This is a genomic window from Paraburkholderia bryophila, assembly GCF_003269035.1.
Classification (GTDB): domain Bacteria; phylum Pseudomonadota; class Gammaproteobacteria; order Burkholderiales; family Burkholderiaceae; genus Paraburkholderia; species Paraburkholderia bryophila.
The window spans coordinates 80,187-106,104 of record NZ_QLTK01000013.1 but is presented as its reverse complement, the minus strand read 5'-3'; the positions used below and the strand labels follow the sequence as shown (position 1 = coordinate 106,104).

Annotated in this window: 31 protein-coding genes and 1 riboswitch; of the genes, 2 read left to right on the top strand and 29 right to left on the bottom strand. The window is 64.3% G+C overall.

Going from position 1 to position 25,918, the window contains the following annotated elements; all coding sequences use genetic code 11:
* Positions 1–78 precede the first annotated feature (78 nt).
* From tatC to BX591_RS19595, 29 genes are all read right to left on the bottom strand, one after another.
* Positions 79–861 carry a twin-arginine translocase subunit TatC gene (gene tatC, locus BX591_RS19735; RefSeq protein ID WP_111933000.1) on the bottom strand — a complete coding sequence of 261 codons (783 nt, stop codon included), beginning with the start codon at positions 859–861 and terminating at the stop codon, positions 79–81.
* A gap of 34 nt (positions 862–895) precedes the next feature.
* Positions 896–1,414, bottom strand: coding sequence for a Sec-independent protein translocase protein TatB (tatB, locus tag BX591_RS19730; protein ID WP_111932999.1), 519 nt, complete (start codon positions 1,412–1,414; stop codon positions 896–898).
* Positions 1,415–1,453: 39 nt separating this feature from the next.
* A complete protein-coding gene (gene tatA / locus BX591_RS19725; RefSeq protein ID WP_105511144.1) occupies positions 1,454–1,693 on the bottom strand; it encodes a Sec-independent protein translocase subunit TatA in 240 nt (79 codons plus the stop codon).
* Positions 1,694–1,882: 189 nt separating this feature from the next.
* The gene (locus BX591_RS19720) at positions 1,883–2,248 is read right to left on the bottom strand and encodes a histidine triad nucleotide-binding protein (RefSeq protein WP_111932998.1); all 366 of its coding nucleotides are present in this window, start codon (positions 2,246–2,248) and stop codon (positions 1,883–1,885) included.
* 85 nt (positions 2,249–2,333) lie between these two features.
* On the bottom strand, positions 2,334–2,729 hold the full coding sequence (locus BX591_RS19715) for a DUF4870 family protein (RefSeq protein WP_111932997.1): 396 nt from the start codon (positions 2,727–2,729) through the stop codon (positions 2,334–2,336).
* A 104-nt stretch (positions 2,730–2,833) separates the two neighbouring features.
* Entirely contained in the window at positions 2,834–3,226 is a 393-nt protein-coding gene (locus BX591_RS19710; protein WP_111932996.1) for a phosphoribosyl-ATP diphosphatase, read from the bottom strand.
* Complete coding sequence (gene hisI / locus BX591_RS19705; protein WP_176343101.1) at positions 3,223–3,633, bottom strand: phosphoribosyl-AMP cyclohydrolase; 411 nt, start codon at positions 3,631–3,633, stop codon at positions 3,223–3,225. Before hisI ends, BX591_RS19710 begins: the two co-directional genes overlap by 4 nt.
* Position 3,634: 1 nt before the next feature.
* Complete coding sequence (gene hisF / locus BX591_RS19700) at positions 3,635–4,408, bottom strand: imidazole glycerol phosphate synthase subunit HisF (RefSeq protein WP_111932995.1); 774 nt, start codon at positions 4,406–4,408, stop codon at positions 3,635–3,637.
* A gap of 273 nt (positions 4,409–4,681) precedes the next feature.
* Positions 4,682–5,434: a 1-(5-phosphoribosyl)-5-[(5-phosphoribosylamino)methylideneamino]imidazole-4-carboxamide isomerase gene (hisA, locus tag BX591_RS19695; protein ID WP_074282042.1), complete on the bottom strand. Its 753-nt coding sequence runs from the start codon at positions 5,432–5,434 to the stop codon at positions 4,682–4,684.
* Between the two features lie 214 nt (positions 5,435–5,648).
* Positions 5,649–6,290, bottom strand: coding sequence for an imidazole glycerol phosphate synthase subunit HisH (hisH, locus tag BX591_RS19690; protein ID WP_111932994.1), 642 nt, complete (start codon positions 6,288–6,290; stop codon positions 5,649–5,651).
* Positions 6,287–6,907, bottom strand: a complete 621-nt coding sequence (locus tag BX591_RS19685; RefSeq protein ID WP_111932993.1) for a MarC family protein — start codon at positions 6,905–6,907, stop codon at positions 6,287–6,289. The genes hisH and BX591_RS19685 overlap by 4 nt, the downstream gene beginning before the upstream one ends.
* 78 nt (positions 6,908–6,985) lie before the next feature.
* Positions 6,986–7,573 (bottom strand): imidazoleglycerol-phosphate dehydratase HisB, encoded by a 588-nt coding sequence (gene hisB, locus BX591_RS19680; protein ID WP_105511137.1) that lies wholly within the window; start codon positions 7,571–7,573, stop codon positions 6,986–6,988.
* A gap of 114 nt (positions 7,574–7,687) precedes the next feature.
* Positions 7,688–8,758, bottom strand: a complete 1,071-nt coding sequence (gene hisC / locus BX591_RS19675) for a histidinol-phosphate transaminase (RefSeq protein ID WP_111932992.1) — start codon at positions 8,756–8,758, stop codon at positions 7,688–7,690.
* Between the two features lie 208 nt (positions 8,759–8,966).
* Entirely contained in the window at positions 8,967–10,298 is a 1,332-nt protein-coding gene (hisD, locus tag BX591_RS19670) for a histidinol dehydrogenase (protein WP_111932991.1), read from the bottom strand.
* 82 nt (positions 10,299–10,380) lie between these two features.
* The gene (gene hisG / locus BX591_RS19665) at positions 10,381–11,067 is read right to left on the bottom strand and encodes an ATP phosphoribosyltransferase (RefSeq protein WP_105511134.1); all 687 of its coding nucleotides are present in this window, start codon (positions 11,065–11,067) and stop codon (positions 10,381–10,383) included.
* A complete protein-coding gene (gene murA / locus BX591_RS19660) occupies positions 11,064–12,326 on the bottom strand; it encodes a UDP-N-acetylglucosamine 1-carboxyvinyltransferase (RefSeq protein ID WP_111932990.1) in 1,263 nt (420 codons plus the stop codon). Before murA ends, hisG begins: the two co-directional genes overlap by 4 nt.
* 111 nt (positions 12,327–12,437) lie before the next feature.
* Complete coding sequence (locus BX591_RS19655; protein WP_035554861.1) at positions 12,438–12,677, bottom strand: BolA family protein; 240 nt, start codon at positions 12,675–12,677, stop codon at positions 12,438–12,440.
* Between the two features lie 14 nt (positions 12,678–12,691).
* Complete coding sequence (locus tag BX591_RS19650; protein ID WP_111932989.1) at positions 12,692–13,447, bottom strand: ABC transporter permease; 756 nt, start codon at positions 13,445–13,447, stop codon at positions 12,692–12,694.
* Positions 13,444–14,376 carry an ABC transporter ATP-binding protein gene (locus tag BX591_RS19645; protein WP_111932988.1) on the bottom strand — a complete coding sequence of 311 codons (933 nt, stop codon included), beginning with the start codon at positions 14,374–14,376 and terminating at the stop codon, positions 13,444–13,446. The genes BX591_RS19650 and BX591_RS19645 overlap by 4 nt, the downstream gene beginning before the upstream one ends.
* A gap of 171 nt (positions 14,377–14,547) precedes the next feature.
* Positions 14,548–14,841: an STAS domain-containing protein gene (locus BX591_RS19640; protein WP_111932987.1), complete on the bottom strand. Its 294-nt coding sequence runs from the start codon at positions 14,839–14,841 to the stop codon at positions 14,548–14,550.
* Complete coding sequence (locus tag BX591_RS19635) at positions 14,838–15,470, bottom strand: MlaC/ttg2D family ABC transporter substrate-binding protein (RefSeq protein ID WP_111932986.1); 633 nt, start codon at positions 15,468–15,470, stop codon at positions 14,838–14,840. The genes BX591_RS19640 and BX591_RS19635 overlap by 4 nt, the downstream gene beginning before the upstream one ends.
* A 114-nt stretch (positions 15,471–15,584) precedes the next feature.
* Positions 15,585–16,640, bottom strand: coding sequence for an MlaA family lipoprotein (locus BX591_RS19630; RefSeq protein WP_111932985.1), 1,056 nt, complete (start codon positions 16,638–16,640; stop codon positions 15,585–15,587).
* Between the two features lie 12 nt (positions 16,641–16,652).
* Positions 16,653–17,216, bottom strand: coding sequence for an outer membrane lipid asymmetry maintenance protein MlaD (gene mlaD / locus BX591_RS19625; protein WP_111933055.1), 564 nt, complete (start codon positions 17,214–17,216; stop codon positions 16,653–16,655).
* Positions 17,217–17,308: 92 nt separating this feature from the next.
* The gene (gene mlaE / locus BX591_RS19620; RefSeq protein WP_111932984.1) at positions 17,309–18,076 is read right to left on the bottom strand and encodes a lipid asymmetry maintenance ABC transporter permease subunit MlaE; all 768 of its coding nucleotides are present in this window, start codon (positions 18,074–18,076) and stop codon (positions 17,309–17,311) included.
* The gene (locus BX591_RS19615) at positions 18,073–18,894 is read right to left on the bottom strand and encodes an ABC transporter ATP-binding protein (protein WP_111932983.1); all 822 of its coding nucleotides are present in this window, start codon (positions 18,892–18,894) and stop codon (positions 18,073–18,075) included. The genes mlaE and BX591_RS19615 overlap by 4 nt, the downstream gene beginning before the upstream one ends.
* Before the next feature lie 100 nt (positions 18,895–18,994).
* Positions 18,995–20,098 (bottom strand): thiamine phosphate synthase, encoded by a 1,104-nt coding sequence (gene thiE / locus BX591_RS19610; protein ID WP_111932982.1) that lies wholly within the window; start codon positions 20,096–20,098, stop codon positions 18,995–18,997.
* Positions 20,095–20,916, bottom strand: coding sequence for a thiazole synthase (locus BX591_RS19605; protein WP_111932981.1), 822 nt, complete (start codon positions 20,914–20,916; stop codon positions 20,095–20,097). Before BX591_RS19605 ends, thiE begins: the two co-directional genes overlap by 4 nt.
* 78 nt (positions 20,917–20,994) lie before the next feature.
* Complete coding sequence (gene thiS / locus BX591_RS19600) at positions 20,995–21,192, bottom strand: sulfur carrier protein ThiS (protein WP_111933054.1); 198 nt, start codon at positions 21,190–21,192, stop codon at positions 20,995–20,997.
* Between the two features lie 108 nt (positions 21,193–21,300).
* Positions 21,301–22,431, bottom strand: a complete 1,131-nt coding sequence (locus BX591_RS19595) for an FAD-dependent oxidoreductase (RefSeq protein WP_111932980.1) — start codon at positions 22,429–22,431, stop codon at positions 21,301–21,303.
* 228 nt (positions 22,432–22,659) lie between these two features.
* Positions 22,660–22,784, bottom strand: a riboswitch (TPP riboswitch).
* Between the two features lie 327 nt (positions 22,785–23,111).
* Here BX591_RS19595 and BX591_RS19590 point away from each other — a divergent pair.
* Together BX591_RS19590 and BX591_RS19585 are read left to right on the top strand one after the other, a co-directional pair.
* Positions 23,112–24,863, top strand: a complete 1,752-nt coding sequence (locus BX591_RS19590; protein ID WP_111932979.1) for an ABC transporter ATP-binding protein/permease — start codon at positions 23,112–23,114, stop codon at positions 24,861–24,863.
* Positions 24,860–25,642, top strand: a complete 783-nt coding sequence (locus BX591_RS19585) for an SDR family NAD(P)-dependent oxidoreductase (RefSeq protein ID WP_111932978.1) — start codon at positions 24,860–24,862, stop codon at positions 25,640–25,642. Before BX591_RS19590 ends, BX591_RS19585 begins: the two co-directional genes overlap by 4 nt.
* The last annotated feature ends 276 nt before the right edge of the window (positions 25,643–25,918 follow it).

Below are 25,918 nucleotides of genomic sequence, written 5' to 3'. Positions count from 1 at the left end.
CCTTTTTGTTTGCCTTGCGGCCTTTCTGATTAAACCGCCTCGCTGCAACGAAACCTCGCCAGCGAATCAGAACCGAACTCAATTCGGCGGACTTGCCTCGTCGGTCACCGCCGCCGGTTGCTTGCCGACGATCAACCGCGCCGCGATGATCCCCGCCTCGTACAGCACGATCAGCGGAATCGCCAGAATCAGTTGCGAGAACACGTCCGGCGGCGTCACCACGGCGGAAATGATAAACGCACCGACGATCACATACGGGCGAATCTCCCTCAGCTTCTTGATGGTCAGCACATTCATGCGGACCAGCAACACCACGATGATCGGCACCTCGAACGTCACGCCGAACGCGATGAACATGGTCAGCACGAAGCTCAGGTAATTGTCGATGTCGGTCGTCATCTCCGCGCCGAGCGGCGCGTTGTAATGCGCCATCACGCGGAAGATGGTCGGAAACACCACGAAGTACGCGAACGCCATGCCGCACAGGAACAGCGTGTAGCTGCTGCCCACCAGCGGCCCGACCAGCTTCTTCTCGTGCTGATAAAGACCCGGCGCGACGAAAGCCCAGATCTGATAAAGCACGATAGGCAGCGCGATCACGAAAGCGACCAGCATGGTCACCTTCATCGGCACGAAGAACGAGCCGGTCACGTCGGTGACGATCATCTTGCCGTCCTTCGGCAAGTTCTGCATCAACGGGCGCGCCAGCAGCCGGAAAATATCCGGCGCCCAATACACGAGCCCGACGAACACCACGATGACGGCAAGGCCGGCGCGAATGATGCGGTCGCGCAATTCAACGAGGTGGGAAATGAAGGTCTCTTCAGTGCCTTCGTCCTGGGTTTGCTGGGGGTCGCTCACGCCGGCCCTCGTTTAGAGATTGTCGTTCTGATCATCAGAAGAACCGCGTCGGACGACGCATGGTGGCCGGCGTGTGACGCGCGACGCGCGCCGCACCCGACTGCACGCGCGTGCGGCGCACGGTGGCGCGCTTGTACCAGGTGGGCATGGCCCCCTGCTTGACGCGCCAGTTCTTGCGCTTCGGGCCGGCGGGCGGCGTACTGCTGGGCCACGACGTGGTGCCGACGTCTTCGAGCGCGCCGCCGGCAATGCTCGGCGACACCGACGTGCCGCTGTTCCACGCGTCGTTCAGTTCGGTTTCGTGCTTGCGCAGATTGTCCTGAACGGACGTTTCGACATTGCTCGCCGCTGCTTCGAACTCGGTTTTCATGCGACGCAGTTCGTCGAGCTCGATTTCGCGCGTGACTTCGGCCTTGACGTCGTTGATATACCGCTGCGCACGGCCGAACAGTGCGCCGGCCGTGCGGGCGACGCGTGGCAGGCGCTCAGGCCCGAGTACGACCAGCGCGACGACGCCGATCAGCGCCATCTTGGTTAGACCGAGGTCCAGCATGAAGTGGAATGTCCGTCAGTAACGCGGGTAAGCCGCGGCTTAGCGGTAATCGCCGGAACGCGGCGCTTTTTCCTTCGCTTCCACGTCCACCGCGCCGTTGCGCGGCAGTTCACGCTGCTGCGCTTCGCCTGCGGGCGTTTCGGCTTCTTTCATGCCTTCCTTGAAGCCCTTCACCGCGCCACCCAGATCGGTGCCGATATTGCGCAGCTTCTTCGTGCCGAACACGAGTGCCACGATCAGCAACACGATGAGCCAATGCCAAATGCTAAACGAACCCATGACTACTCTCCTTAACCCCGACGCCGCCCAGTGAGCGGCAAAACTCTTGCGCCTTGCGGCGTGACTCGAAGCGCTGCCGCTTCATCTATACGTTACCGCGAGCTATTCCGATTCAACCAGCGAACGGCATTGTGAGCGGCCGACCGCGTCGGCGTTATTACAATGCCGTAAAAAACCGCGGCCGCGCTATCAGCCCATGCGTTGCCATGGACGCGGCCCCGCAAGAATGTGCGCATGCAGGTGATAGACCTCTTGCCCACCGCCCGGCCCGGTGTTGATCACCGTGCGAAAACCCGTTTCGCCGCCGGTGTATGCCACGCCCAACTGGTCGGCCAGACGCGCCACCAAGACAAGCATTCTACCAAGCAGCGGTGCATCGTTTTCGGTGCAATTCGACAGCGTGGGCAGGTGCTGGCGCGGAATCACCAGCACATGCGTTTCGGCTGCCGGACGGATGTCGCGGAAGGCCAGAAACTCTTCGTCTTCGTGGACTTTGGTCGACGGAATTTCGCCGGCGGCGATCTTGCAGAAAAGGCAGTTCGGGTCGTGACTCATCGTATTCCTGACGCAGTGGGGCCAAAGCGTGAAGCGCAACGCGGCAAGAGGCAGAACTCAGGTCCGACCCATGATCGGACGACGTTCAAACCCAGCTACGCGGATTCGCAAACGGCTTGTTATCGTACAGATACAGCCAGCCCTTGATAATACGGTACAACATCCAGATGCTGACGGCCCACAGGATCGGAATGCCGACCAGCACGAACAGCAGCACGCCGCCGATCGCATAACCCACCAGCGCCGCCCAGAACGAACGGATCTGCCATTCGAAGTGAGCTTCGTACGGCGTGCCCGCTACGTCGGGCCGCTTGATGTAATTGATGATGATCGCGACCAGGATCGACACCCCACCCGTCAGCCAATGCACCGCGTACAACGCGTACAGAATGTGCGTGAGCGTGCGCAGGCTGCGTTCGCGATCCGGCTCGATGGCGTTGCGATAGGTCGGCGGCGGGTAGCTTTCGTGCGACTGTTCCATGCTGGCGTCCTCCCGTGGATGCGATCGATGTACTCAACTGCCCTATGAGCGCCGCCGCCCGCCAATTCAAGGCGAGGCAAACACTCGCGGCATTCAGTCGCCGCTCAGTCGCCGTTCTGCTCGCGCTCGCGGCTTTTGCGCAGCGCCTTTTCCTCGATACCCGACAGGCCTTCGCGGCGCTCGAGTTCGGCGAGCACGTCAGCCGGGCTCAAGTCGAAGTGCGACAGCATCACGAGGCAGTGAAACCACAGATCCGCGACTTCGCCGACCAGCGCCTTCGGCGCGTCGCCGTGGCGCGTGTCTTTCGCGGCCAGCACGACTTCGGTGGCTTCTTCGCCGATCTTCTTGAGGATCGCGTCGTCGCCCTTGTGGAACAGGCGCGACACGTACGAGACGTCCGGATCGCCGCCCTTGCGGCTGTCGATGATCGCTGCGAGGCGCATCAGCGTGTCGGTGGTAGACGAAGCGGATTCCGTGGTGGGCGTGGATTGCGTCATTTGTAGATGTGTTCAGGGTCTTTCAGCACGGGATCGACGGCAACCCAGTCGCCATCGTCCACCGAGCCTTCGAATTTCTGGAAAAAGCACGAGTGACGGCCGGTGTGGCAAGCAATGCCGGATACCTGCTCCACCTTCAGCAGCACGACGTCTTCGTCGCAATCGAGCCGCACTTCATGCACGTGCTGCACGTGGCCGGACTCTTCGCCCTTGAACCACAGCCGCTGACGCGAGCGCGAGAAATACACCGCGCGATTCGTTTCGATGGTTTTCGCCAGCGCTTCGCGGTTCATCCACGCGAACATCAGCACGTCGTTCGTCGACGCTTCCTGCGCGATCACCGGCACGAGGCCGTTCGCGTCCCACTTGACCTTGTCGAGCCAGGTCACGGCCGTTGGGTTCACCACGTTACAACCTCACCGAAATGCCTTGTTCGGCCATGAAGCGCTTGGCCTCGCCGACCGTGTGCTCGCCATAGTGGAAGATGCTGGCGGCCAGCACCGCATCCGCGTGACCGTCTTTGATGCCGTCGGCCAGATGCTGCAGGTTGCCCACGCCGCCCGACGCGATCACGGGAATCGGCACCGCGTCGGACACCGCGCGCGTGAGCGCGAGGTCGAAGCCGCTCTTGGTGCCGTCGCGGTCCATGCTGGTCAGCAGGATTTCGCCGGCGCCGAGTTCGGCCATCTTGCGCGCCCATTCGACCGCTTCGAGGCCCGTGGCCTTGCGCCCGCCGTGCGTAAAGACTTCCCAGCGCGGCGTTTCGCCGTCTGCCGAAACGCGCTTCGCGTCGATCGCGACGACGATGCATTGCGAGCCGTATTTATCCGTCGCGTCTTTCACGAGTTGCGGATTCGCCACCGCCGACGAGTTCATGCTGATCTTGTCCGCGCCCGCGTTCAGCAGACGCCGCACGTCTTCGACGGCGCGCACGCCGCCGCCGACCGTCAGCGGAATGAACACCTGCGAAGCGACCGCTTCGATGATCGGCAGGATCAGATCGCGCTGATCCGAGGTCGCGGTGATGTCGAGGAAGGTGAGTTCGTCGGCGCCCTGATCGTCGTAGCGGCGGGCGATTTCGACCGGATCGCCGGCATCGCGCAGTTCGAGGAAGTTGACGCCCTTGACCACGCGGCCAGCCGTGACGTCGAGACAGGGAATGATGCGTTTAGCTAGAGCCATGATCGTGCAATTCTGCCAATACCGCTGATGAGGCCGCTCGCGTGGGCGAGCGGCGCGGGGCCGGCGCGGCCGGTTGCGAGGTGCCGCGCCGCCGGGGTGTTTTATGCCGACGGCATGAGCGCGCTCGCTTTGAGCGGCGCGGCCACCACAGCGTCAGACGCCGGCGATTCGCCGCCGGCAAGGTCTGACCAAGGCACGCGCCCAACACGCGCGCCCGCGCAAGCGTGAATCAGGGCGCATGCCTGAAGTCCCAGCCGTGCCTTAAAAACGCGCTTAAGCGTCGTCCGATTCGCGCAGCCGGTCCGCGAGCGTCTGCGCGGCCGTGAAGTCGAGATCGCCGGAGTAGATCGCCCGACCGCAGATCACGCCTTCAATGCCTTCGTCTTCGACTTCGCACAGCGACTCGATGTCCGCGAGGTTCGACAAACCGCCGCTTGCGATCACCGGAATCTTCACCGCGCGAGCAAGACGCACCGTCGCTTCGATGTTGATACCTTGCAGCATGCCGTCGCGGCCGATGTCGGTATAGATGATCGACTCGCAGCCGTAATCCTCGAACTTGCGCGCCAGATCGGCGACTTCGTGGCCGGTCAGCTTGCTCCAGCCGTCGGTCGCGACCTTGCCGTCTTTCGCGTCGAGACCAACGATGATATGGCCGCCGAACGCCGTGCAGGCGTCCTGCAGAAAGCCCGGATTCTTCACCGCCGCCGTGCCGATGATCACGTACGAGAGGCCGTCGTCGAGATAGCGTTCGATCGTGTTCAGGTCGCGAATGCCGCCGCCCAGTTGCACGGGAATCTCGCCGCCCACTTCCTCGATGATCGCGCGGATCGCGTCTTCGTTCTTCGGCTTGCCGGCGAACGCGCCATTCAGGTCGACGAGGTGCAGACGCCGGGCGCCGCGGTCGACCCAATGTCGGGCCATCGCCGCCGGTTCCTCGGAAAATATCGTCGCCTGGTCCATATCGCCCTGTTTGAGGCGTACACAGTGACCATCTTTCAGGTCGATGGCGGGAATCAGCAGCATAGCAATCGGGTGTTGTCTGGGAAGGGGTTGATGGTCGGCGGCAGCGGCTGGTGAGCCAGCCCGCCGGAACGCCGTTTCGCTAGTTTAGTACAACTCTTTCGACGCTCCAGCCGAGCGCCGTCCGGCAGCTGGGTCTGGGTGTTACGGTCGTGGCGCGCGGCGCACGCCCCGCTTGTGGCGAAACGGCACACGGCAACAGAATGAAGAAAAGCGCTCACGGGTTCCAGTGCACGAAGTTGCGATACACACGCAGCCCCGCTTCGGCGCTCTTTTCCGGGTGGAATTGGGTCGCGAAGATGTTATCCCGCGCCACCGCCGAGGTAAAGGGCACACCGTACACCGTTTCGCCCGACGTATGGGCGGCATTGTCGGGCACAACATAGTAGCTATGCACGAAATAGAAAAAGGCGTTGTCGGCCACGCCGTCCCACAGCGGATGCGGCTGCGCCTGGCGCACGCGGTTCCAGCCCATTTGCGGGACCTTGAAGCGCGAACCGTCGTCCTGCACCTGGTCAGCCAGGTCGAAGCGCAGCACCTTGCCCGGCAATAGCCCGAGGCCGGTCGTATCGCCCTCGGCGCTCCAGTCGAACAGCATCTGCTCGCCGATACACACACCCATCAGCGGCTTGCTGCGCGACGCTTCGAGCACCGCTTCCTGCAGGCCGGACTCGCCGAGGCTGCGCATGCAGTCGGGCATCGCGCCCTGGCCGGGCAGCACGACGCGGTCGGCCGCACGGATCGCGTCCGGCTGGTCGACGATTGCCACGTCTGCTTCCGGCGCTGCTTTGCGCAATGCCTGGGCCACCGACCGCAGGTTGCCCATGCCGTAATCCACAATCGCTATCGAAGTTTTCATTTCAAGTTAGGCAGCAATGCCTTCAATCCATCGACGATGAATTCCACCGCCAGCGCCGATAACATCAAACCCATGAGCCGCGTGCCGATATTGATACCCGTGCGACCCACCCACCGGGCAATCGGTTCGGCCAACCGCAGCGAAAAAAAACAGAGCGTCGCCAATACCGCGCCGATCGCGATGAGGCTGAGCCGGTCGTACCAGTGCGCCGAGCCGGCCGCGTAAATGATCGTGGTGCTGATCGCGCCCGGCCCGGTCAACAGCGGAATCGCCAGCGGCACGACCGCGATGTTGTCCTTCTGCTCGGCTTCGTGGCGCTCTTCCGGCGTCGACCGGCTGTTGCCGATCTGCGCATTCAGCATGTTGATCGCCATCAGCAACATGATGATCCCACCGCCCACTTCGAGCGAGCCGACCGAAATGCCGAAGAAGCTGATGATCTGCTGCCCGAGCAGCGTGGTCACCGCAATCACGCAGAACACCGAAATCGCCGCGATGCGGATGGTTCTACGCCGCTCGACGTCGCTCTGATGCATCGTCAGGCTCAGAAAGAACGGGATGGCGCCGACCGGATTGATCAGCGCCAGCAGCGAGATAAACGACTTCAGAATGTCCATTGCACACGGAATGCAAGCGCCAACGCGGCGCAGCTCCCGGTCCTGGTAAAAAAGCCGGCTGACGGATGCGCGAAGCGCTTAAAGGCTGCCCTTGGTCGACGGAATCTGCCCCGCCGCGCGCGCGTCCATTTCGGTGGCCATGCGCAACGCGCGTCCGAACGCTTTGAACACCGTTTCCATCTGATGATGGGCGTTCAGGCCGCGCAGATTGTCGATATGCAACGTGACGCCAGCATGATTCACGAAGCCGCGGAAAAACTCGATCGACAGATCGACGTCGAACGTACCGATCCGCGCGCGCGTGAACGGCACATGGAATTCGAGGCCCGGACGGCCGGAAAAATCGATCACGACGCGCGACAGCGCTTCGTCGAGCGGCACGTAAGAATGACCGTAGCGGACGATGCCCTTGCGATCGCCGATTGCCTTGGCGACGGCCTGGCCGAGCGTGATGCCGACGTCTTCGACCGTGTGGTGGTCGTCGATATGCAGGTCGCCATGCGCTTCGATGTCGAGGTCGAACAATCCATGCCGTGCGATCTGGTCGAGCATGTGGTCCAGAAACGGCACACCGGTGGCCAGCTTTTGCTGACCGGTGCCGTCCAGATTGATCTTCACACGGATCTGCGTTTCGCTGGTGTTGCGAACGACTTCCGCAAGGCGCATGGTAATTCCTCGAATCGAGCTAGAAAGCGATGGGTAGGTGGGAGGGGGAAGCGGCCGGCCGCGCGCGCTTTTCCGTCAAGGAGGAAGCGCTTGCGCGGCCATTCGGCACGCCGCTCAATGCAACACGAGTTTCAGTGCGGCGATCAATTGCGCGTTTTCTTCCGCGGAACCGACGGTCAAACGCACGCAATTCGCCAGCAATGGATGCATTTTACTCACGTTTTTGATCAAAACCCGCGCTGAGAGCAGCGTTTCGAACACAACCGACGCGTCGGGCACGCGCACCAGCAGGAAGTTGCCGGCGCTCGGGAACACTTCGGCGCCCGGCAATGCCGCGACGGCCTGCGCGAGTTTCGCGCGTTCTTCGCGCAACAGCGCGGCTTGCGCGTCGAGCACCTCGATATGGTCGAGCAGGAAATCGGCGGCGGCCTGCGTGAGCACGTTGGTGTTGTACGGCGGCCGCACTTTGTCGAATTCGGTCAGCCATGCCGGCTTGCCAACCAGATAGCCGAGGCGGATACCGGCCAGCCCGAGCTTGGATACCGTGCGCATCACGACGACGTTGTCGTACGCGCCGGCGCGCGGCAGCCAGCTTTGCTGCGCGAACGGCTGGTAGGCCTCGTCGATCACCACGAGGCTCTTACTGGCCGCGGCGATGATGCGCTCCATGTCGGCGTCGTCGAACATCGTGCCGGTCGGGTTGTTCGGATACGCCAGATAGACGATCGCCGGCTGATGCTCGGCGATGGCCGCGAGCATCGCGTCGGCGTCCAGCGTGAAGTCCGGGTTCAGCGGCACGCCGACGAACTCCAGATTCGCCAGCTTCGCCGACATCTGATACATCACGAAACCCGGCATCGGCGCGAGCACCTTGGCGCCCGGCTGCGCGCACGCGATCGACACCATCGCGATGATCTCGTCCGAACCGTTGCCGAGTAGCACGTCGCAACCGGCCGGCACGCCCATCACGCCTTTGATCTTCTCGATCAAGGCTTCCGGACGCGGCGCCGGATAACGGTTCAGCGCCACGGCCGCCAGATGCTCGCCCAACTTCGTCGCCAGCGCCGGCGGCAGCGGGAACGGGTTTTCCATCGCGTCGAGCTTGATGTAGCCCGTGGCGTCCGAAACCGGATAGCTCGTCATGGCAAGCACGTCGCGGCGGATGATGTCTTGAGGTGTCGTCATAGGTCTGTGGACAGTGGACCGGTCGCGAGAAGGTCTCCGGCCTGGCGTCGGCGGCACGCGGGCTGCCTCAGGCCGGTCTGGGTTGTCTTGGTTGAACGGGAAAACAATTGAAATCTGTTGCCGAAGTTCGCGGGCATCCACTCGATGCAATGCCCGCTGCCTCGCTCCGCGCGGCCGATTCGCCGCGCGCTGCCTTGCTCTGTCTGACTCAGCCGCGGTCGTTGTTTTGCCGCATCCGGTATTCGGCGCTGCGGGCGTGCGCCTGCAGACCTTCGCCGTAAGCGAGTTCGGCGGCGATTTCGCCGAGCATCTGCGCACCTTCCGCGCTGACCTCGATGACGCTCGAACGCTTGAAGAAATCATAGACGCCCAACGGCGACGAGAACCGTGCGGTGCGTGACGTGGGCAGCACGTGATTCGGGCCCGCGCAGTAGTCGCCGAGACTTTCGCTCGTGTAGCGGCCGAGGAAGATCGCGCCGGCATGGCGGATCAACTGGCCCCACTGATGCGGCTCCAGCGCCGAGATTTCGAGGTGCTCCGGCGCAATGTCGTTGGCGATCGCACAGGCTTCGGCCATGTCGCGCACCTTGATCAGCGCGCCGCGTCCTTCCAGCGACGCCTTGATCACGTCGCGGCGCGGCATGGTCGGCAGCAGTTCGTTGATCGCGTCGTGTACGCGGTTGATAAACGCCTCGTCCGGGCACAGCAGAATGGATTGCGCGAGTTCGTCGTGCTCGGCTTGCGAGAACAGGTCCATGGCGACCCAGCGCGGGTCGGTGGTGCCGTCGCACAGCACGAGAATCTCCGACGGCCCGGCAATCATGTCGATGCCGACCGTGCCGAACACGCGGCGCTTGGCCGATGCGACATACGCGTTGCCCGGGCCGCAGATCTTGTCGACCGCCGGCACCGTTTCCGTACCGTAGGCGAGTGCGCCCACTGCCTGCGCGCCGCCGATCGTCAACACGCGATCCACGCCACCCAGCAGCGCGGCCGCCAGCACCAGCGGATTCTTCACGCCGTCCGGCGTGGGCACGACCATGACGATTTCGCGCACGCCGGCCACCCGCGCCGGAATCGCGTTCATCAGCACCGACGACGGATACGCCGCCTTGCCGCCCGGCACGTAAATGCCCGCGCGATCGAGCGGGGTGACCTTCTGGCCGAGCACGGTACCGTCGGCTTCCGTGTACTGCCAGCTATGGCTGCCGCATTCGATCTTCTGCTTCTCGTGGTAGCCGCGCACGCGCGCCGCCGCCGCTTCGAGCGCCGCGCGGCGCTTCGGCTCGAGACTTTCGAGCGCGGCTTCGAGTTCGGACATCGGCAATTCGAGCGCGTCGACACTCTTTGCCTCGAGCCGGTCGAAGCGCTGCGTGTACTCGAGCACCGCCGCGTCGCCGCGCGCCTTCACGTCGTTCAGAATCTGCGCGACCGAGCGCTCGATTGCTTCGTCTTCGCTCGCCTCGAACGCGAGCACCGCGTGCAACGACTTCTGGAAGTCGGGTGCGGTGGAATCGAGTTTGCGAATCTTGATAGACATACGGGTATCCGTTTCGGTAAGGCGCGCTTCAGGGCGTGGTCACGCTGCCACTATCGGGCACGAGCGGCACGATCGGCACTGCTCAGCCGGCTTTCGACGCGCGTTCGAACGCGTCGAGAATCGGCCGCAACGCGGCGCGCTTCAACTTCAGCGCGGCCTGGTTCACCACGAGGCGCGACGAAATCTGCATGATCTCCTCCACCTCGACAAGATTATTGGCGCGCAAGGTATTGCCCGAGCTCACCAGGTCGACGATTGCATCGGCGAGGCCCACCAGCGGCGCCAGCTCCATCGAACCGTACAGCTTGATCAGATCGACGTGCACGCCCTTGGCGGCAAAATGCTCACGGGCGGTTTCCACGTACTTGGTCGCCACGCGCAAGCGTGCGCCCTGACGCACCGCGTTCGCATAATCGAAACCCGCCGCGACCGCGACCGACATGCGGCAACGCGCGATATCCAGATCGACCGGCTGATACAGGCCGCTGCCGCCGTGTTCGAGCAGCACGTCTTTACCCGCCACGCCGAAGTCGGCTGCGCCGTATTCGACGTAGGTCGGCACGTCGGTGGCGCGCACGATGATCACGCGCACGTTGGCGTCGGTGGTCGGCAGAATCAGCTTGCGCGACGTTTCCGGGTCTTCGGCCACTTCGATGCCGGCCGCCGCCAGCAGCGGCAGCGTCTCTTCGAAGATACGCCCTTTCGACAAAGCCAGCGTGAGCGGTGCGCTCACTGCCGGCGACGACGACGTTTGCGGCATCGAGCTCATGCCTGGCTCCCGGAAATACGGCGCACCTTCGCGCCGATAGCGGTGAGTTTGGTTTCCATCCGGTCGTAACCGCGGTCGAGGTGATAGATGCGGTCGATCAGCGTCTCACCTTCGGCACGCAGCGCGGCGATCACGAGACTCGCGGACGCGCGCAGGTCGGTGGCCATGACCTTCGCGCCGGACAGCTTGTCGACGCCGGTCACGAGCGCGGTATTACCGTCGATCGTGATGCTGGCGCCGAGGCGGTTCAGCTCCTGCACGTGCATGAAGCGGTTCTCGAAGATCGTCTCGACGACCTGCGAGGTGCCGTCCGCGATCGTATTCAGCGCCATGAACTGCGCTTGCATGTCGGTCGGGAACGCCGGGTATTCGGAAGTGCGGAACGTGACCGCGCCCGGACGCTTGTCCATGCGCACACGCATCCAGTCGTCGCCTTCCTCGATCGTGACGCCCGCTTCGCGCAGTTTTTCAGTCACCGCTTCCAGAATCAGCGGACGCACCTTGCGCAACGTGACGTCGCCACCGGCAGCGGCCACCGCGCACAGGAACGTGCCGGCTTCGATCCGGTCCGGAATCACCGTGTGAGTCGCGCCGTGCAGCTTCTCGACGCCCTGAATCACGAGGCGATCGGTGCCGATGCCCTCGATCTTCGCGCCCATCGCGACCAGCAGGCTCGTGAGATCGACCACTTCCGGCTCGCGTGCCGCGTTCTCGATCACCGTTTCGCCGTCGGCCAGCACCGCCGCCATCAGCAGATTCTCGGTACCGGTCACGGTGATCATGTCGGTGACGATACGCGCACCCTTCAGGCGCGTGGCGCGCGCTTCGATGAAGCCGTGCTCGATCGCGATCTCGGCGCCCATGGCCTGCAGACCCTTGATGTGCTGATCCACCGGACGCGCGCCAATGGCGCAGCCGCCCGGCAGCGACACGCGGGCGTGGCCGAAGCGCGCCACCAGCGGACCGAGCACGAGAATCGACGCACGCATGGTCTTGACCATTTCGTACGGCGCGACGGGGTTGTCGATCTGCGACGCGTCCAGCGTCACACGCCCTTCGCTGCTCTCGATACGCACGCCCATCTGGGCGAGCAGCTTGAGCATGGTGCTCACGTCCTGCAGGTCGGGCACGTTCTCCAGATGCACCGGCTCGGCGGTCAACAGCGCCGCGCACAGAATCGGCAACGCCGCATTCTTCGCGCCCGAGACGACGACTTCACCCGACAGCGGGTAGCCGCCTTCAATGACGAGTTTATCCATGCCTGTCACTTCCTGATTGCCCTGGACTTTGGCCGGGGCTGCTTTGACTGTGTTCGACGCGCCGCTGCCGGCGTCGCGCCCTTCTTGAGTAATTCGCACTAAATTTCCAGATTACGCGGTCTGCCATTCGGCGGGCGTCAGCGTCTTCATGCTGAGCGCGTGGATTTCTTCGCGCATGCGGTCGCCGAGCGCCGCATACACGAGTTGATGGCGCTGGATCAGACGCTTGCCTTCGAAGCTCGGCGAAACGATGGTCGCAAAGAAATGCTGGCCGTCGCCTTCGACTTCGAGATGCTGGCAAGTCAGTCCAGCCGCGATGTATTGCTTGACCTGTTCGGGAGTCGGCAACATGAGAGAAGCTCCTGTCAGTGGCGCAGTTTGTAGCCGGAAGCGAGCATGCGCATCGCAATCACGGCCAGCACCACAAAGAAACCGGCAACGATCGCGAGGCTTTCGAGCGGATTGATATCCGACATCCCGAAAAAACCGTAGCGAAAGCCGTCGATCATGTAGAAAAAGGGATTCAGCCGCGACACTTCGCGCCACACCGGCGGCAGCGTATGCGTCGAATAAAACACGCCCGACAGGAACGTGAGCGGCATGATCAGAAAGTTCTGGAAGGCCGCCAGCTGGTCGAATTTCTCGGCCCAGATGCCGGCGATCAGACCGAGCGTGCCGAGAATCGCCGCGCCGAAAATCGCGAAACCGATGATGTAAAGCGGCGCACTGAAGCTGACCGGCACGAACCAGATCGTCACGATGAACACGCCGAAGCCGACCGCGAGCCCGCGCGCCACGGCCGCCAGCACATACGCGCTGAACATCTCGTAGTGCGACAGCGGCGGCAGCAGCACGAACACCAGGTTGCCGGTGATCTTCGACTGGATCAGCGACGACGAACTGTTCGCGAACGCATTTTGCAACACGCTCATCATCACGAGACCCGGAATCAGAAAACTCGTGTATTCGACGCCCGGATAGACCTCGACGTGACCGCGCAACGCATGGCCGAAGATGGTCAGGTACAGCAGCGCGGTAATGACCGGCGCGAGCACGGTTTGAAACGACACCTTCCAGAACCGCAGAAGTTCTTTGTAAAACAGCGTGCGGAAACCGCTCATGCCAGCCCCTCGATCACTTCCGGACCGTTCATCACCTGAACGAACACATCTTCGAGGTCGGCCTTGCGGACCTCGATTTCCTCGAACGTACAGCCGGCTGCGCGGCACTGCGCGAGAATCCGCTCGACGTCGTCGTAACTCGCGAGACGCAGCAGATGCTGACGGCCGTTGCCGTTGCCCGCGCCGCTTTCCACCTCGAGCGGGCGCAGTTCCGCCGGCAGCACACCTTGCGCGAAGCGCAGGAACAACTGCATGCCCGCGAAGCGCTGTAGCAGCGTGCTGGTGCGCTCGAGCGCGACCACCTCGCCGCGCCGCAGCATGGCGATGCGGTCGCACAGCGATTCGGCTTCTTCCAGATAGTGCGTGGTCAGGACGATGGTGTGGCCTTCGCGATTCAGGCGCGAGATGAATTTCCACAGCGTCTGGCGCAATTCGACGTCGACGCCGGCGGTCGGCTCGTCGAGCACGATTACCGGCGGCCGGTGCACCAGCGCCTGCGCGACCAGCACGCGGCGCTTCATGCCGCCCGATAGCGCGCGCATGTTGACGTCGGCTTTCTCGGTGAGGTCGAGATTGGCCATGATTTCGTCGATCCACGCGTCGTTATTGCGCAGCCCGTAGTAGCCGGACTGAATGCGCAACGTTTCGCGGACCGTGAAGAACGGATCGAACACGAGTTCCTGCGGCACCACGCCGAGCGCACGGCGCGCGTCGCGGAAATCGCCGACGACGTCATGGCCGCGCACCGCGATGCTGCCTTCGTCGGCACGCGCGAGACCGGCGAGGATGCTGATCAGCGTCGTCTTGCCCGCGCCGTTCGGACCGAGCAGTCCGAAGAACTCGCCTTCTTCCACCGTGAGGCTGACGCCCTTGAGCGCTTGCAAGTCCTTGTAGCGCTTCTTGACGTTACGAATTTCTATGGCTGACATGACTATGGGCCGCGTGCGTCGCGGCGCCTGAATGGGGGCGCAAAGTGCTGGGGGGGACGGAATTGGGGCCGGTAAAGATCACCGGATCTGCCCCAAAAAACGGTTGATTATAGGGCAAAAATTAGCAGCCCCATGACGGCCAGGGGGATTGGCCGCGACGCTACAGGAGCGTCAATGTCGCGACGATATCAGGGTATCGACGCCGTACGCTTGCGCGAGGCTGGCGAGACCAGCCGGCAGATTGACGATCTCGAACGGTGTGCCGCGCGCTTGCGCCGCGCGTTCCCATGCGAGCAAAACAGCCAGCGCGGACGAGTCAAACTGCGCGAGCGGCGCGCAATCCACGCCGGTCGCGCCAGCCGCGATACGCTGCAAACCCGCCGCAAGCGCGGCCTTCGCGCTCGCGTGGGTGAGGGTCGCGCCGCAGTCGAAGCGGTTCGCGACGGGGCTCAGCACTTCGCTCACGACTGCTTGCCCGCGGCGAGTTGCTGGTTACGCTGCGTGAGGAACTGGATCAGCCCGTCCACGCCCTTCTGCTGGATCTGCTCGTTGAACTGCTGCTGATACGCCTGGATCAGCCACGCGCCGAGCACGTTGATGTCATACACGCGCCAGCCTTGCGGCGTCTTGTACAAACGGTAGTCGAGTTCGATCGGCGAGCCATTGTTCATCACCACCGAGCGCACCACCGTGTCGGTGTCGTCCGGGCTCATGCGGAACGGCTTGTACTGGATCTGCTGGTCGCGCACTTGCGCGAGCGCGCCCGAGTAGGTGCGGATCAGCAGCATCTTGAACTGATCGACGATCTGCGCCTGCTGCTCAGGCGTAGCCGTACGCCAGTTGCGGCCCATGGCCAGTTGCGTGGTGCGATGGAAATCGGTGTACGGCAGGATCTTTTCGTTCACCAGCTTGGTGATGTGCGAGATGTCGCCTTGCTGGATCGACTTGTCGGCGCGTACCGCGTCGATCACCTGCTGCGTGACCGTCTTGATCATGCCGTCTGGCGAATTGGTGTCCACGGTTTGTGCCGATGCACCGGCGCTGGCGAACGAGAACAACGCAGCGAACAACGGAATGAGGAAGAATTTTTTCATATCGAGCCTTGCCTTATAAATAGTGCAACCGTTTGAGCCGACATTAACACGCGAGTTCAGCGGCAATCCACGCGCAAACTGCGAGAGTCGTGTCGAACTGTTACGGCCGCACGATCAGCGCAATTTGAATGACGGGAAATTGAAACGCGACGGCGGGACCAACTGGCCGGCCGGGATCTGCGTGGTTTCCGGGCCGCCGTTCAGGTCCAGCGGCGGCGTATCGGCGGTGCCCGAGGCGGCCTCGGGGGCCGCCGCGCCCGTCGCCGCCGCGCCCGTCGCCGCCGCGCCCGTCGCCGCCGCGCCCGTCGCCGCCGCGCCCGTCGCCGAAGCGGCCTGCGGCGCCGCCGGCTTCGCAGCAGCACCCTGCGTGCCCGAAGCGCCTGCCGGTGCGGCGGCCGCGCCGCCGTCGACGTCGTCGTATTTGGGTAGCGGTGCGTCGTCGCCGTAGTTCGGCAACGACGCGGACTGCTTGCCGTCCGACAACAGGTACTGACGACGTTGCAGATACGCGTTACGCACGAACGAATATTTGTCGAGCGCGGCGCCTTCCAGCACGTCGCTCGCGTTCAGCAGATTCGCGCGCGTGTTGACCACGTTGATGCCGTACAACGCCCAGCTCAACCCGTCCGGGTGAATGTAGCTGAGCGGGTTCACATAGTAATTGCCGATCGAGCCCACCGCGTCGCGCACCGTGCTCGGTCCGAACAGCGGCAGCACGAGGTACGGACCCGCCGGCACGCCGTAGTGGCCGAGCGTCAGGCCGAGGTCGTTGTCGTGCTTGGGCAGCTTCGCGAGCGTCGCCACGTCGAACAGGCCGCCCACGCCGAACACCGTGTTGATCACGATCCGCATGATGTCTTCGACACCGTCGGTAATCTTCAACTGCAGCAGGTTGTTCGCCGCGATGTAGACGTCGCCGATGTTCGAGAAGAAGTTCGTCACGCTGTCACGCACCGGCTGCGGCGTGATGAACACGTAACCCTTGGCAACCGGCTTCAACGCGTACTGGTCGAGCTTGTCGTTGACGGTGAAGATGGTGCGATTGAGGCCTTCGAGCGGATCGCCCTTGGTCGGCGTCTGCACCGTGGTACAGCCGGCGAGCAGCATGGCCGCGACCGCCAGCTTGCCGAACTGGAAGGCGCGCACGCCCTCGGTACGTGAGGTCTGCATTTTTTATTCTCCTTATTGGCCGGCGGTGCCGGACGCAGGCAGGCTCGCTGCCGGGGCGGCCGACGCGGCCGAAACCCCCGGCGCCGGTGCGGCCGGCGACGCGCCAGGCTTGGACGCGCCCGAATCCGCGGCCTTGCTATACAGAAACTGTCCGATGAGGTTTTCGAGCACGATGGCCGATTGCGTCATCGAGATCGTGTCGCCCGCTTTAAGCATTTCGCTGTCGCCGCCCGGTTCGAGCCCGATGTACTGCTCGCCGAGCAGACCCGAGGTCAAAATCTTCGCCGACGTGTCTTTCGGAAACGGGTATTGCTTGTCGATATCGATCGTGACGACAGCCTGGTACGCATTGCTGTCGAAGCCGATCGACGCGACCCGGCCGACCGTCACGCCCGCGCTCTTCACGGGCGCGCGGGCTTTCAGTCCGCCGATATTGTCGAACTTGAGCTTGACCGGGTACGTTGCCTGAAACGACAACGAGCTCATGTTGCCGGCCTTCAGCGCGAGAAACAGCAACGCAACGAACCCCAACACCACGAACAGGCCGACCCAGAAGTCGAGAGCAGTCTTTTTCATCGTCATCCCAAAGTGAATCCGCCACGCCGTCAACGCTGCCCGCCGCGCGCGCCCCATGACGCGGCGCCGGCTGGAAACGTGCGAACGCAGTCTTAGCTGAACATCAGTGCGGTCAGCAGAAAGTCGAGGCCGAGTACCGCCAGCGACGCATACACGACCGTTTTGGTCGTGGCGCGCGATACGCCTTCCGGCGTCGCCTTGGCTTCATAGCCTTGATACAGCGCGACGAAGGTCACCGCGAGGCCGAACACCACGCTCTTGACGACCCCGGCGCCAACGTCGCGCCAGACATCGACGCCGCCTTGCATTTGCGACCAGAACGCGCCGGAATCGACGCCGATCAGCAACACACCCACCACATAACCGCCCAGAATACCGACCGCGCTGAAGATCGCCGCGAGCACCGGCATGGCGATGATGCCGGCCCACAGGCGCGGCGCCACCACGACCTTGACCGGGTCGACGGCCATCATTTCCATGGCGGTGAGTTGCTCGCCCGCCTTCATCAGGCCGATCTCGGCCGTGAGCGACGTGCCCGCGCGGCCAGCGAACAGCAGCGCCGTGACCACCGGTCCGAGTTCGCGCACCAGCGACAGCGCGACCAGCAGCCCGAGCGCCTGCTCGGAGCCGTACCGGTTGAGCGTGTAATACCCCTGCAAGCCGAGCACGAAGCCGACGAACAGCCCCGACACGGCGATGATCACCAGCGAATAATTACCTACGAAGTGGATCTGCTTCGTGACAAGACGCGGACGACGCAGCAACGGGAAAAATTCGAGCACCAGCCGGATAAAGAAACGCGTGGCGTAGCCGGCCGTGCCGAGCCCGCCGATCACCGAGCGGCCGATCGCACTGATCATGACTGACCTCCGCCGATGCCGAAGTCCGCCGCGAGCGGCGTCTTGCTGGGGTAATGGAATTTGAACGGGCCGTCCGGCGCGCCGTCGATGAACTGGCGCACCGTCGGATCGGTGGATGCGCGCAACTCAGCGGGCGTGCCTTCGGCGTGCACGCCGCCGTTGGCGAGGAAATACACGTAGTCGGCAATCGCAAACGACTCCGGCACGTCGTGCGTGACGAGGATCGAGGTCGCGCCCAGCGCCTGGTTCAGCGCGCGAATCAGGTTCGCGGTGATGCCGAGCGAAATCGGATCGAGGCCGGCGAACGGCTCGTCGTACATCATCAGTTCGGGGTCGAGCGCGATGGCGCGCGCCAGCGCCACCCGCCGCGCCATGCCGCCCGAAATCTCCGAGGGCAGCAGGTCGCGCGCGCCGCGCAGCCCGACCGCGTTGAGCTTCATCAGCACGAGGTCGCGCAGCAGGTCTTCGGGGAGATCGGTGTGCTCGCGCAGCGCGAAGGCCACGTTGTCGAACACGGACATGTCGGTGAACAGCGCGCCGAACTGGAACAGCATGCCCATCTTGCGGCGCAGCGCGTACAGGCCGTCGCGGGTTTGCTGGCCGACGTCCTGGTCCTGGAACAGGATCTGGCCGCGCTGCGCGCGCACCAGACCGCCGATCAGACGCAGCACCGTGGTCTTGCCGCACCCCGAGCCGCCCATGACGGCCACCACCTGGCCGCGCTTGAAGCGCAGGTTCAGGTTCGACAGAACGAGCCGGTCGCCATAACCGAAGTCGACGTCGCGCAGCTCGAGTAAGGTCTCGGGGGAGGAAGACACGAAACTGACAGTCCTTTTACACGGAAACGGAAGGCCGAATTATAGGGCCATCATGCAAAAGTTGCCGTGAGGTGCCCTGTCCCTTTACCAAGCCTGACGATTATTGCGTAAACGCGTGTTGCAGTGCAGAAACGGCGGCGGCCAAATCAGCCGATTCCGTCACCGCGCGCACCACGGCCGCGCCGCCCACACCGGTCGCCAGTACGTCCGGCAACACCTGCAGGTCGATACCGCCGATCGCCACCAGCGGCACGACGCCGTCGAGCAGGCGCACATAGCGCGCCAGACGTTTGAGTCCCTGCGGCGCGGTCGGTATGGCCTTGGTGGTGGTCGCAAACACCGCACCCACCGCGATGTAGCTGGGGCGGAAATGCAGCGCTCTCAGAATCTCGTAGAAACCGTGCGTGGACAGGCCGAGGCGAATGCCGCCGGCGGCGAGCGCCGCCAGATCGGCGGTATGCACGTCTTCCTGGCCGAGGTGGACACCATAAGCGCCCGCGTCGAGCGCGGCTTGCCAGTGGTCGTTGATGAACACCTGGGCGTCGTGCCGACGACCGGCCGCCACGCTCAGCGCGATCTCGCGCTTCAGTTCGTCGGCGGGTTCGGCCGATTTGTGGCGCAACTGGATTGTCTTCACGCCGAAGCCGGCAACCCGCTCGACCCACTCCCCGCTCGGCAGCACCGGATACAGCCCGAGCCGCGGCGGGCACGACGGAAAGGCCGGCTCCGGCGCGTCCGGCAAGCCGGCGAGGCGCGGGAAATGGCCGAGATCGGACGGAAAGGCGTCGTCGGCGCGGGTTTCGTCGCCGTCACGCCAGGCGAGCGCCAGCACCAGCGCGTCGTGCGGATCGAAACCGCAATCCAGAAACGCGGCCAGTGCGGCGACCCAGTCTTCCGCCAGATGGCCTTCCAGACGGTAGGTTTCGCCGCCCAGATGCAGCACCGCCCGGTTCTGCGCGGCCTCGATTACACCGGCGCTCCGCACCTGCCAGCGCGCCACCTGCTCGCCGTGCTGCTGGGCGTCGGCGATCACGATCAGATCGCCGCCGTTCGGCTCGTCCGGCGCGGTCAGGCAGATGCGCCACGGCGCGTGGCTCGGCGGCCAGTCGCCGAGGCGGGCGCGAATCCGCTCGGCGGCTTCGGTGAGTTCGTCGGCGGGCGGCCAGAAGAGATCGCGGCCCGCCAAGGCCAAAGTCTGCGTCATGCGCCGCCCTCATCCTGATGCCAGAACGGCATGCCGACCACCGGCGTGCTTGCGTGCGCGCTTTCGCGCTCGGCCATCGGACCAGCCAGAAAGGCCTGGCGGCCTGCCTCGACGCCCAGCGCGAAGGCGCGCGCCATCGCATCGGGATGCGTGGCTTGCGAGACGGCCGTGTTCAGCAACACGCCGTCGAAACCCCATTCCATCACTTGCGCCGCGTGCGACGGCACACCGAGCCCGGCGTCGACGATCAGCGGCACGTCCGGCAGCCGCTCGCGCAACACCCGCAAGCCGTACGGATTGATCACGCCCTTGCCGGTGCCGATCGGCGCGCCCCACGGCATCAGCGCTTCACAGCCGGCATCCAGCAAACGGCGACCGATCACCAGATCTTCGGTGCAGTACGGCAGCACCTTGAAGCCGTCTTTGACGAGTTGCGCGGCCGCCTCGATCAGCCCGACCGGATCGGGCTGCAGCGTGTAGTCGTCACCGATCAGTTCGAGCTTGATCCAGTCGGTTTCAAAAATTTCGCGCGCCATGTGCGCGGTCGTGACCGCCTCGCCGACGGTCAGGCAGCCGGCCGTGTTCGGCAGCAGCGGCACACCGTGGCGCTTGAGCAGATCGAAGAAGCCGGCTTCGGCGCCGCCTTCGTTCATCTGCCGGCGCAGCGCGACGGTCACCATGCCGGGACGCGCGGCGTCGATCGAATCGGACAGCGATTGCAGCGACGGATAGCGTGAGGTGCCGAGCAGTACACGGCTTGCGAAGGTCTCGCCGTAGAGCGTGAGCGCGTCGGCGGTTTGAGGGGAAGTGGTGGGCATTGTGCTTGTCTCCGGCAGGTCGTGGCGAGGTAGCGGTACGTGGTGGTACGCGGTGGTACGCGGTGGTACGCGGCAGACTTAACCGCCGGCCACGGGTTGCACGACGTCGAGCTTGTCGCCCGGCTGCAGCGCGCGCGCCGCATGCTGGGTACGCGCCACGAAATCGCCGTTCAGCGCGACCGCGAACGGCGGGCGCGCGCCGAACGCGACCAGCGCGTCGGCGACCGTCGCGCCCTCGGGCAACGACAACGACTTCTGATTGATATGAATGTTCATGGTGTTCGAATGCGGTTCAATCGAAGGCGGGAGCAACAGAGCGTGCAGCGTTAAAACGTGTCGAGGCCCATCAAGCCACAAGGCCGAACACGGCAAAACGCGCAACGCTCATGCCGGCTCCCGCGTGGAATCCAGCTGGAACAGCTCGCTCCAGCGCGCGTCGCGTTGCCAGTCGGCGAACCCATCGGCGTCGCCGATCCGGCCGTCGAGCAGCGCCGCGGCGAAGCGCACGGCTTCGTCGGCGACTTCGGGCACGATCATGTAGCCGTGCCGGTACAGGCCGTTCACGCGCAGCGTCTGCGCGCCATCCCACAGCAAAGCCGGACGGTGGTCCGGCAACGTCGGGCGGCACTGCGAATTCAGTTCGAGGATACGAGCCTCGCCGAAGCCGGGATGCACGGAAAACGCCGCGCTCAGCAGTTCGAGCGCGGAGCGCACGCTGACCGGCGACATGTCCTCACCTTCGACTTCGGTGGCGCCGATCACGTAGAGATCGTCCTGCTTCGGCGCGATATACAGCGGGTAACGCGGATGCAGCAAGCGCACCGGACGCGTCAGTTTGATACCGGGCGCGTGCACCCGCGCGACTTCGCCGCGAATGCCGCGCAGCGTGGGCAACACCGCCTTCGCGCCGAGCCCGCGGCAGTCGATCGTAATACGCGCGGACGGCAGCGAATGATCGTCGACCGGCGTGTTCCAGTGCGTTTCGACACCGCGCAGGGCGAGGCCCGCAGCCAGCGCGGCCAACACCTGGCGGTTGTCCAGTTGACCTTCGCGCGGCAGCAGCCAGCCCTGATTGAAGCGCCCGGCCAACGCGGGTTCGGCGGCGCCGAGCTGCGCGCCGGCCAGCGTGACGAAGCCGCCGTCCAGCAAATCGGCCGGTGCATTGGAGCGCACCCGGCGTTCGAACAGCGGCGCTTCGGTGCGGTCGGCATGATGCCAGACCACCAGGGTGCCATTGCGCTGAAAGAACACCGGCTCGGGCAACTCGGCCAGCACTTGCGGCCACGTATCGAGCGAACTCGCGCCGAGACGGGTAATCAGCAACTCGGCGCTGGCGGCTTCGGCGAGCGGCGCCAGCATCGCGGCAGCGACCCATGCGGCCGCCTGCGAACCGGCGGCGTCGCCACGTTCATACAGCGCCACGCGATGCCCCTGACCGGCAAGGCGCCACGCGACCAGCCGGCCGCACAGGCCGCCGCCGAGAACAGCGAAATCGGGTTGCGCGGAACGGCTCATTGCGCACGCTCCGTTTCACTGTGATCTATCAGGCTGAACAGGCAAAAGCACAGCGCGCCGGCAGCGGCGTGACGAAGAGCAAAACACATAACTGAAGAATAGGCGGTCATCGAGTCCTTTCCGTACGGCAGAAAAACGCACGTACCCAGGACGAAACCGGCGGGTGAGGCCGGCCGGGCACGACGCGCATTCTGAAGACGCACGCCACCCCGGCGGGGAATGGAAGACTGGCTGCTTCCGGAAACTTCCCGCGCCGGTATTACCCGGATCGGGTGCAAAGGGTCTCTCTCAGCCTTGCCGCTACGGCATGAAAATCATGCGCGCCTGTGGGCAAAGCACCCCTGTTTCGTCGAAGGCCATTAGACCATAAAAGCCGCGACGCCCGCAAACCAGCGCCCGGCGCGTTTGCGCCAGGTTTGATCCGGCACCTTCTTTTATATTGCCGATGCGGCCCGACGCGGCGCTCTGGCACAATGCAACGAGCCCATGCCGCCACGGCGCGGCGCGCCCGGACGCATTCCACGATCCGCCGCCCGTGCCGTCATCGCATGGCAGCGAAGCCTTCTGGCGCAAATTAATTTTCGCTTAAGGGCTGCGCGCCAGAATCGGACACTCGCCCGGACGAGCGTTCGTCGAGCACGACGCCCGGGCATGCAGGCCAGCACTTCTTCAGGATGCTCATGACACCGAATACCTCAGCCAGCCCCGCGCTGCCGCCGGACGAAAAGATCTCCGCCTGGAGCCTGATCAAACCCTACTGGGTTTCAGAAGAACGAAAAACGGCCTGGGGCCTGCTCATCGCGATCATCGTGATGAACCTGCTGGTCGTGTGGATCAACGTGCGCCTGAACCGCTGGAGCGCCGATTTCTACAACGCGCTGCAGACCAAGAACGTGCACGATTTCCCGCACCTGCTGATGGTGTTCTCGGTACTCGCGTTCGCCTTCATCATCCTTGCGGTATATGGGCGGTATCTACGCCAGATGCTCGGCTTCCGCTGGCGCCAGTGGCTGACCACGCGCTATCTGAACGAATGGATGCACGACAGCGCCTTCTACCGGATCGAACGCGACCGCCTCGCCGACAACCCCGACCAGCGGATCAGCGACGACCTGCAATCGTTCGCCACCAGCACCCTGTCGCTGACCCTCGACCTGCTCTCCACGATCGTCACGCTGGTGTCGTTCATCACGATCCTGTGGACGATCGGCGGCGCACTGACCGTCTCGCTCGGCGGCATGCCGGTGCAGGTTCCCGGCTACATGGTGTGGGCCGCCGCGCTCTATGCAGTGGTCGGCTCGCTGATCATCCAGAAGGTCGGCCACCCGCTCGTGCCGATCAACTACCAGGCGCAGAAAGTCGAGGCGGACTTCCGTTTCGGCCTGATCCGTCTGCGCGAAAACGCCGAGCAGATCGCCTTCTACAACGGTATGGAAACGGAGAAGACGAGCACCCAGTCGCTGTTTGGACGCATCCGCGACAACTGGTGGCAGGTGATGAAGTACACCAAGCGGCTCACCTTCGTGCTCAGCTTCTACGGCCAGATCGCGATCATCTTTCCGCTGGTGGTCGCCGCGCCGCGCTATTTCGCGGGCGCCTTCACGTTCGGCGTGCTGATGCAGATTTCCAGCGCGTTCGGCACCGTCAGCGATTCGTTCTCGTGGTTCATCAACAGTTACGGCAGCCTGGTCGAATGGCGCGCCACCGTGAACCGGTTGCGTGAATTCAAGCGCATTCTGCGCTCGCCGCACCTGAAAGAATCGGTCTCGCCAGCCACCGAGCACGGCGGTATCAACCTGCATTACGTCGACGCCAACAAGCTCTCCACCGAGGGCCTCAAACTCGCGCTGCCGAACGGCAATCCGCTGTCGCGCATTCGCGATATCGCGATCGCGCCGGGTTCGCGCTGGCTGGTGCGCGGTCCGTCCGGTTCGGGCAAGAGCACGCTGATGCGTGCGCTGGCCGGCCTCTGGCCGTTCGGCGACGGTTCGATCGACGCGCCCGTCAACGCCCGCATGATGTTCATCCCGCAGGTCAGCTACATGCCGATCGGCACGCTGAAGGCAGCGCTAGCCTACCCGTCCTCGGCCGACACCTACACCGAAGACGAATGCCGCGAAGCGCTGGTCACCTGCCATCTGTCGGAGTACGCCGACCGGCTGGCGGAATCGGGGCACTGGACCCGCATCCTGTCGCCGGGTGAACAGCAGCGTCTCGCCGCCGCCCGCGTGCTGCTGCACAAGCCGGACTATCTGTTCCTCGACGAAGCGACCAGCGCGCTCGATGCCGAAAACGAAGCACGGCTCTACCGTCTGTTCACCGAGCGTTTGCCGCAGGCGGCGATCGTTAGCGTCGCGCATCGCGAATCGCTGGCGGCGTTCCATGACGAAACGCTCGACGTCGAACGTTCCGGCGAAGCAGTCGCGGCATGAGCGTGCCGAGTCCCGCCGGCGTCGATCGCGTCGTGCTGATCACCGGCGCGGGCTCCGGTATCGGTGCGGCGCTGGCCCGGCGCATCGCCGCGCCGCGCGCCGCGCTGATGCTGCACGCACGCGGCGCCGACGAGGCGTCGCGCGAACGTCTCGCGCAAGTGGCCGCCGACTGCAGTGCGAACGGCGCGCACTGCGCAACGCTGTGCGCCGACCTGGCCGAGCGTGGCGCGGCGGACCATGTGATCCATCAAACGCTGGCGCGCTTCGGCGCACTCGATCAACTGGTTGCCAATGCAGGCCACGCGCAGCGGCAAACGCTGCACGCGCTCGATCCCGATACGTTCAGCGCCGCCTGGGCCGCCATGCCGGCGGCGTTCGCGGCGCTTGTCAAACGTGCGTCGCCCGCGCTGGAAACGTCGAAGCGCGGCCGTGTAGTCGCGCTCAGTTCGTTCGTCGCGCACCGCTATCGCGCGGATACGCCGTTCGCCGCAACGGCGGCGGCCAAAGCGGCGTTGGAGTCGTTAGCGAAAACGGCGGCAGCCGAACTTGCGCCGCACGGCGTGACCGTGAATTGCGTGGCGCCGGGTTATACCCGTAAAGATCGCGGCCCGAGTGCCGATAATGCATCGGTGTGGCAGCGCGCGGCGCAAGCGACGCCGCTCGGCCACGTCGCCGAGCCGGCCGATATCGCCGCGCTGATCGCGTTCCTGCTCTCCGACGAAGCGCGGCATATCACCGGTCAGGTGATTCACGTCGACGGCGGCCTCACGCTGGGCTGAAAAACGCCCACGGCCGCAACATCCAGAAAGACCCGCGAAGAGTTCGAAAGCATTTGCGAAGCCGGCAAGCTGTTCCGCGCTTTGAAGACATGCTCCTCCAGCGACGATAGCCATGTGTGCCAAACCTCGTGCGGCACGCCACGTCATTCAACGCTACCGGAATCTTCGCTCATGTCATTCGATCGCCGCTCCTATCCTTTGACCCGCCTCGCGCGTTGAGCGTGAACCCGCACCTGAGCCCAAACCCAAACCCGAACGCGCCCAGCGCCGGCCGCC

What these genes read in the sequence shown, in the direction of transcription:
- hisA (WP_074282042.1), bottom strand. Translation starts at nt 5,434, where the DNA reads ATGCTGCTGATTCCCGCCATCGACCTGAAAGATGGTCACTGTGTACGC.
- tatA (WP_105511144.1), bottom strand. Translation starts at nt 1,693, where the DNA reads ATGGGTTCGTTTAGCATTTGGCATTGGCTCATCGTGTTGCTGATCGTG.
- BX591_RS19655 (WP_035554861.1), bottom strand. Translation starts at nt 12,677, where the DNA reads ATGTTGCCGACTCCCGAACAGGTCAAGCAATACATCGCGGCTGGACTG.
- BX591_RS19595 (WP_111932980.1), bottom strand. Translation starts at nt 22,431, where the DNA reads ATGAGCCGTTCCGCGCAACCCGATTTCGCTGTTCTCGGCGGCGGCCTG.
- BX591_RS19605 (WP_111932981.1), bottom strand. Translation starts at nt 20,916, where the DNA reads ATGCCCACCACTTCCCCTCAAACCGCCGACGCGCTCACGCTCTACGGC.
- hisH (WP_111932994.1), bottom strand. Translation starts at nt 6,290, where the DNA reads ATGAAAACTTCGATAGCGATTGTGGATTACGGCATGGGCAACCTGCGG.
- hisD (WP_111932991.1), bottom strand. Translation starts at nt 10,298, where the DNA reads ATGTCTATCAAGATTCGCAAACTCGATTCCACCGCACCCGACTTCCAG.
- thiS (WP_111933054.1), bottom strand. Translation starts at nt 21,192, where the DNA reads ATGAACATTCATATCAATCAGAAGTCGTTGTCGTTGCCCGAGGGCGCG.
- BX591_RS19590 (WP_111932979.1), top strand. Translation starts at nt 23,112, where the DNA reads ATGACACCGAATACCTCAGCCAGCCCCGCGCTGCCGCCGGACGAAAAG.
- mlaE (WP_111932984.1), bottom strand. Translation starts at nt 18,076, where the DNA reads ATGATCAGTGCGATCGGCCGCTCGGTGATCGGCGGGCTCGGCACGGCC.
- thiE (WP_111932982.1), bottom strand. Translation starts at nt 20,098, where the DNA reads ATGACGCAGACTTTGGCCTTGGCGGGCCGCGATCTCTTCTGGCCGCCC.
- BX591_RS19645 (WP_111932988.1), bottom strand. Translation starts at nt 14,376, where the DNA reads ATGTCAGCCATAGAAATTCGTAACGTCAAGAAGCGCTACAAGGACTTG.
- hisG (WP_105511134.1), bottom strand. Translation starts at nt 11,067, where the DNA reads ATGAGCTCGATGCCGCAAACGTCGTCGTCGCCGGCAGTGAGCGCACCG.
- hisB (WP_105511137.1), bottom strand. Translation starts at nt 7,573, where the DNA reads ATGCGCCTTGCGGAAGTCGTTCGCAACACCAGCGAAACGCAGATCCGT.
- BX591_RS19630 (WP_111932985.1), bottom strand. Translation starts at nt 16,640, where the DNA reads ATGCAGACCTCACGTACCGAGGGCGTGCGCGCCTTCCAGTTCGGCAAG.
- hisC (WP_111932992.1), bottom strand. Translation starts at nt 8,758, where the DNA reads ATGACGACACCTCAAGACATCATCCGCCGCGACGTGCTTGCCATGACG.
- murA (WP_111932990.1), bottom strand. Translation starts at nt 12,326, where the DNA reads ATGGATAAACTCGTCATTGAAGGCGGCTACCCGCTGTCGGGTGAAGTC.
- hisF (WP_111932995.1), bottom strand. Translation starts at nt 4,408, where the DNA reads ATGGCTCTAGCTAAACGCATCATTCCCTGTCTCGACGTCACGGCTGGC.
- BX591_RS19720 (WP_111932998.1), bottom strand. Translation starts at nt 2,248, where the DNA reads ATGAGTCACGACCCGAACTGCCTTTTCTGCAAGATCGCCGCCGGCGAA.
- tatB (WP_111932999.1), bottom strand. Translation starts at nt 1,414, where the DNA reads ATGCTGGACCTCGGTCTAACCAAGATGGCGCTGATCGGCGTCGTCGCG.
- BX591_RS19585 (WP_111932978.1), top strand. Translation starts at nt 24,860, where the DNA reads ATGAGCGTGCCGAGTCCCGCCGGCGTCGATCGCGTCGTGCTGATCACC.
- BX591_RS19710 (WP_111932996.1), bottom strand. Translation starts at nt 3,226, where the DNA reads ATGACGCAATCCACGCCCACCACGGAATCCGCTTCGTCTACCACCGAC.
- BX591_RS19715 (WP_111932997.1), bottom strand. Translation starts at nt 2,729, where the DNA reads ATGGAACAGTCGCACGAAAGCTACCCGCCGCCGACCTATCGCAACGCC.
- BX591_RS19650 (WP_111932989.1), bottom strand. Translation starts at nt 13,447, where the DNA reads ATGAGCGGTTTCCGCACGCTGTTTTACAAAGAACTTCTGCGGTTCTGG.
- mlaD (WP_111933055.1), bottom strand. Translation starts at nt 17,216, where the DNA reads ATGAAAAAGACTGCTCTCGACTTCTGGGTCGGCCTGTTCGTGGTGTTG.
- BX591_RS19635 (WP_111932986.1), bottom strand. Translation starts at nt 15,470, where the DNA reads ATGAAAAAATTCTTCCTCATTCCGTTGTTCGCTGCGTTGTTCTCGTTC.
- BX591_RS19685 (WP_111932993.1), bottom strand. Translation starts at nt 6,907, where the DNA reads ATGGACATTCTGAAGTCGTTTATCTCGCTGCTGGCGCTGATCAATCCG.